This window comes from Blautia sp. CAG:237, from assembly GCF_000436615.1.
GTDB classification, from domain to species: domain Bacteria; phylum Bacillota; class Clostridia; order Lachnospirales; family Lachnospiraceae; genus Blautia_A; species Blautia_A intestinihominis.
The window spans coordinates 1-4,844 of sequence record NZ_FR886700.1 but is presented as its reverse complement, the minus strand read 5'-3'; the positions used below and the strand labels follow the sequence as shown (position 1 = coordinate 4,844).

The 4,844-nt window shown below is 38.2% G+C and carries 4 protein-coding genes; all 4 read left to right on the top strand.

Annotated features, from left to right (window positions below; translation table 11 throughout):
* Positions 1-645 precede the first annotated feature (645 nt).
* A complete protein-coding gene (gene dnaA, locus QZL69_RS03220) occupies positions 646-2,019 on the top strand; it encodes a chromosomal replication initiator protein DnaA (RefSeq protein ID WP_022213783.1) in 1,374 nt (457 codons plus the stop codon).
* Between the two features lie 191 nt (positions 2,020-2,210).
* Complete coding sequence (gene dnaN / locus QZL69_RS03215; RefSeq protein ID WP_022213782.1) at positions 2,211-3,326, top strand: DNA polymerase III subunit beta; 1,116 nt, start codon at positions 2,211-2,213, stop codon at positions 3,324-3,326.
* A gap of 11 nt (positions 3,327-3,337) precedes the next feature.
* Positions 3,338-3,547 carry an RNA-binding S4 domain-containing protein gene (locus tag QZL69_RS03210; protein WP_291518046.1) on the top strand — a complete coding sequence of 70 codons (210 nt, stop codon included), beginning with the start codon at positions 3,338-3,340 and terminating at the stop codon, positions 3,545-3,547.
* 2 nt (positions 3,548-3,549) lie between these two features.
* Positions 3,550-4,635, top strand: coding sequence for a DNA replication/repair protein RecF (gene recF / locus QZL69_RS03205; protein WP_022213780.1), 1,086 nt, complete (start codon positions 3,550-3,552; stop codon positions 4,633-4,635).
* The last annotated feature ends 209 nt before the right edge of the window (positions 4,636-4,844 follow it).

Below are 4,844 nucleotides of genomic sequence, written 5' to 3'. Positions count from 1 at the left end.
TTTGGCTGAAATGTCATTTTCATAGGTAAAGCACCTCCTTTATCTATTATCCCTATTCATACTATTATCATAGAACATCGTTTTAATTATATTCATTCTGCACCCGTTCGTCAAGCAAAAATTCACAAAAAATCCAATAAAATTAAGTGTTTCCGACACTTTCAAAATAACCCACACTCAATTGTGGAAATATCTGGTTTACGTAAAGTTATCCACTTTTTGTGGATAACTTGTGGATAACTTAAACTTTTTCGGCTGTTTTATCCTCACATACCCCCATATTTTTACACATATTCCTAAAAAAATCCTTTATTTTACAGCATTCTCTCTGTGGACAAAGTTATACACATTCCACAGGGGTAATTATCCGCTTGTACTGATGTTATGTAAACTTATAGGGGATTATCCACACTTTCCAACTTATGCACATGTGGATAAAGTGGATAACTTGTGGACAACACCCGATTTTAACCACACAAACCATTTTTTCAGGGGATAATTTTACACAAATAATGATTGATTAACCACTGGATTTATTATAATATATAAAAGGATATCTATGTCCAATTGACCAATTGTAACTGTGAAAGTACTGAACAGTTACGAATAATTTACACACATTCAAAGGAACCAGGAGTTTGAAATATGGATAAAGTTATAGAAAAATGGGATGAAATTCTTCAGACAGTCAAACGTGACTACAATATCAGCGACGTAGCCTTCAATACATGGCTCAAACCGCTCGAAGTCTACGATGTGACTGACAATGTCATCACAATTTTAGTCCCATCTGAACAGGTAGTTCTGATAAACCTTCTTAATAAAAAGTACAAACTTCTTCTCCAGGTTACCATCTGCGAACTGACTGGAATAAGTGAGTGCGATGTCAAATTCATATCTCCTGATGAAGCACCTCAGAAAGATGTTCCTTCTTATGATAATGCAGCACCTGCAATGTCAGATATCGAACGTCGCTGTGAAGATGCACATTTGAATCCGAAATACATTTTTGATACTTTCATTGTCGGAAATAATAACAAATTTGCTCAGGCCGCAGCCCTTGCTGTTGCAGAATCCCCGGGAGATACCTATAATCCGCTGTTTATCTACGGAGGTGCAGGACTTGGCAAGACTCATCTGATGCATTCCATCGCTCATTATATTATTGAACATGATGAAAACAGCAAAGTTTTGTATGTAACCAGTGAAGAATTCACAAATGAACTGATCGAAACGATCCGAAACGGAAATAACTCCGCAATGTCCAAATTCCGTGAAAAATACAGGAATATTGATGTTCTTCTGGTCGATGATATTCAGTTTATTATAGGAAAGGAATCCACACAGGAGGAATTTTTCCACACTTTCAACAGTCTGCACAGTGCCAAGAAACAGATCATCATTTCTTCAGATAAACCACCGAAAGATATGGAAATTCTGGAAGAACGCTTCCGTTCAAGATTCGAATGGGGTCTGATCGCAGATATTACCTTACCTGATTACGAGACCCGAATGGCAATTCTCCACAAAAAAGAAGAGCTCGAAGGCTACAATATCAGCGAAGAAGTCATTAATTACATTGCAACAAACATCAAATCCAATATCCGTGAGCTGGAAGGTGCCTTTAATAAGGTAATGGCAAGTTCCAAACTGGAGAAAAAGGAAGTAACCCTTGAACTTGCAGAGCAGGCACTCAAGGATATCATCTCCCCAAATGAGCAAAAAGTCATCACTCCGGATTATATTATTTCCGTTGTTGCAGAACACTATCATGTAACTGTAGCGGAACTCTGCGGAAACAAGCGTAGTTCCAAGATCGTCATGCCAAGACAGATCGCCATGTATCTCTGCCGTGAGATCATTGACACTTCTCTCAAGACGATCGGCAAAAATCTTGGTAACCGTGATCACACTACAATTATGCACGGAATTGAGAAAATCGAAAAAGAATTAGCAACAAATGATAACCTCAAAAACTCCATCGCTACCTTGAAGAAAAAAATTAATCCACAGGGTTAAGTGACTTATCCACACCCACTTTCAAAGTTATCTGGTAGTTTTACACGTAGTTATACAGTCCTCAAAACCTTTATTTTCAAGGTTTGAAAGACTTTTACACACAATCCCCATCCCCTAAGGCGGCTACGGCGGATATCTATATATTTATATATTTATAAAAGCAATTTTCAAACACGAAGGGAGTTATACACATGAAGATTATCTGTCCCAAAAATAATCTGTTAAAAAGCGTAAATATTTCTTTGAAAGCTGTTCCTTCTAAAACAACCATGCCAATCCTTGAATGTATCCTTATGGATGCAACCACAAACCAAATCAAATTTACAACAAATGATATGGAACTGGGCATTGAAACAATCGTAGATGGACAAATCGAAGAAAAAGGAATGGTTGCACTTGATGCCAAAATCTTTTATGAAATCATCAGAAGACTTCCGGACAGTGATGTAACTATCAAAACTGACAGCAACTATGTAGCAACGATCACCTGTGAAAAAGCCAAGTTTACAATTCCTGGCAAAGCAGGCGAAGATTTTGCATACCTTCCGGTTATCGAAAAAGACGAAGCACTGACCCTTTCTCAGTTTACTTTGAAAGAGATGATCCGTCAGACTATTTTTTCTATTGCAGTCAATGAAAACAACCGTTTGATGACTGGTGAATTGTTCGAAATCAAAGATAATTGTCTGAAGATTGTTTCTCTGGATGGACACCGTATTTCCATCAGAAAAATGCCATTGAAGCGAAATTATTCAGATCGCAAGATTGTCGTTCCAGGAAAGACACTCAGCGAGATCAGCAAAATCCTCTCTGGAGAAATTGACGATCAGGTTAGTATATATTTCACAAAAAACCACATTTTATTTGAATTTGATCGGACAATTGTGGTATCCAGACTGATTGAGGGAGAATATTTCCGAATTGATCAGATGCTTTCCAGTGATTACGATACAAAGATCAGTGTAAACAAGAAAGAATTCCTGAACTGTATTGACCGTGCAACACTTCTTGTAAGAGAAGGAGATAAGAAACCGATCGTAATTGAGATCAGTGATGGTAAGATGGAGCTGAAGATTGATTCTTCTATGGGATCTATGGATGAAGAGATCGACATTGAAAAAGAGGGTAAAGATATTCTTATCGGATTCAACCCGAAATTCCTGATCGATGCTTTGAAAGTTATTGATGATGAGACGATCCACATGTATCTGATGAATCCAAAAGCACCATGCTTCATCAGAGATGACGAAGAAACATATACTTATCTGATCTTACCAGTTAACATCAGTCAGAATCAGGCCAGATAAGGAGGAGGATTATTTTGGAAATTACGATCAGAGATGAATTTATCAAACTTGGACAGGCTTTGAAACTCGCCGGAGTTGTAGAGGACGGTGTTCAGGCAAAATATGAAATTCAGGATGGAAATGTAAAAGTAAATGGTGAAGTAGATCAGCGGCGTGGACGCAAAGTATACGTTGGTGATATGATCACTTTTGAAGGTCAGGAAATCAAAGTTATAAAATAATTATGTATATTGAATCTGTACAACTTCAGAATTTTAGAAATTACCGTGAATTGCAGCTTGATTTTGACAAAGGTACAAATATTTTTTACGGAGATAATGCACAGGGAAAAACCAATATCCTGGAATCTGTCTATATCTGTGGAACGACAAAGTCCCACAAGGGCAGCAAGGATAAAGAACTGATACGGTTTGGGGAGGAAGAATCCCACATCCGCATGATGATCAAAAAAGACGGACTTTCCTACAAGATCGACATGCATCTTCGCAAAAACAAGGCAAAGGGAGTTGCAATTAACGGTCTTCCGATAAAAAAGGCAAGAGAACTGTTTGGAATCGTGAATCTTGTCTTTTTTTCACCGGAAGATTTAAATATTATCAAGAATGGTCCGGGGGAAAGACGCAGGTTTATGGACCTTGAACTCTGCCAGCTGGATCAGATCTATCTTACAGATCTGGCTGGATATAATCATATCGTGAACCAGAGAAATAAACTTCTCAAAGATATGTATCATAATCCGGCACTTAAGGATACGCTTGAAATATGGGATCTGCAGATGCTCCAGTACGGGCAGAAAGTCATCAGCAAAAGAAAAGAGTTCGTAAAAGATCTGAATACAGTCATAAAGGAAATCCACAGCAACCTGACAGGGGGAGAGGAACATATTGAAGTACTCTATGAGCCCAGTACGGAGGCTGAATTTTTTGAGGAAACGCTCAAAAAGAACAGAGACAGAGATATCCGGATGAAGATGACTTCCTCCGGACCTCACAGGGATGATCTTTGTTTTATGGTAAACGGGGTGGATATACGAAAGTTTGGCTCACAGGGGCAGCAGAGGACCGCAGCATTATCTTTGAAACTTTCAGAAATTTATCTTGTAAAAGAAAAGATCAAGGATACGCCGGTACTTTTGCTGGATGATGTACTTTCAGAGTTGGACAGCAACCGTCAGACCTATCTTCTTGACTGTATCCATGATATACAGACTCTGATCACCTGTACTGGACTGGATGATTTTGTAAGTCATCAGTTTCACCTGAACAAAGTTTTCAAAGTTGTCAAAGGAGAAGTGTTTGAGCCTGTTTAAAACAGAGTTCTATGGATAAAAAGAAAACGTAAGAAACAGTTTTGACAAGGATATTAGTGTATGTTACACTGTTCATAATCTTGGAAAGTTGGTGAATATATTGGACAAAGAGGAATTTCGGATCAAACTTGAAGAAATTAACCGCCTTGTAGAGAAGAAGAACTACAAGGATGCCATGGAAGTTGTAGACAGTATTGACTGGCGTCGTG

Bases quoted from the DNA above. Each gene is read 5' to 3' on its own strand.
- dnaA (WP_022213783.1), top strand. From the start codon at position 646: ATGGATAAAGTTATAGAAAAATGGGATGAAATTCTTCAGACAGTCAAA.
- dnaN (WP_022213782.1), top strand. From the start codon at position 2,211: ATGAAGATTATCTGTCCCAAAAATAATCTGTTAAAAAGCGTAAATATT.
- recF (WP_022213780.1), top strand. From the start codon at position 3,550: ATGTATATTGAATCTGTACAACTTCAGAATTTTAGAAATTACCGTGAA.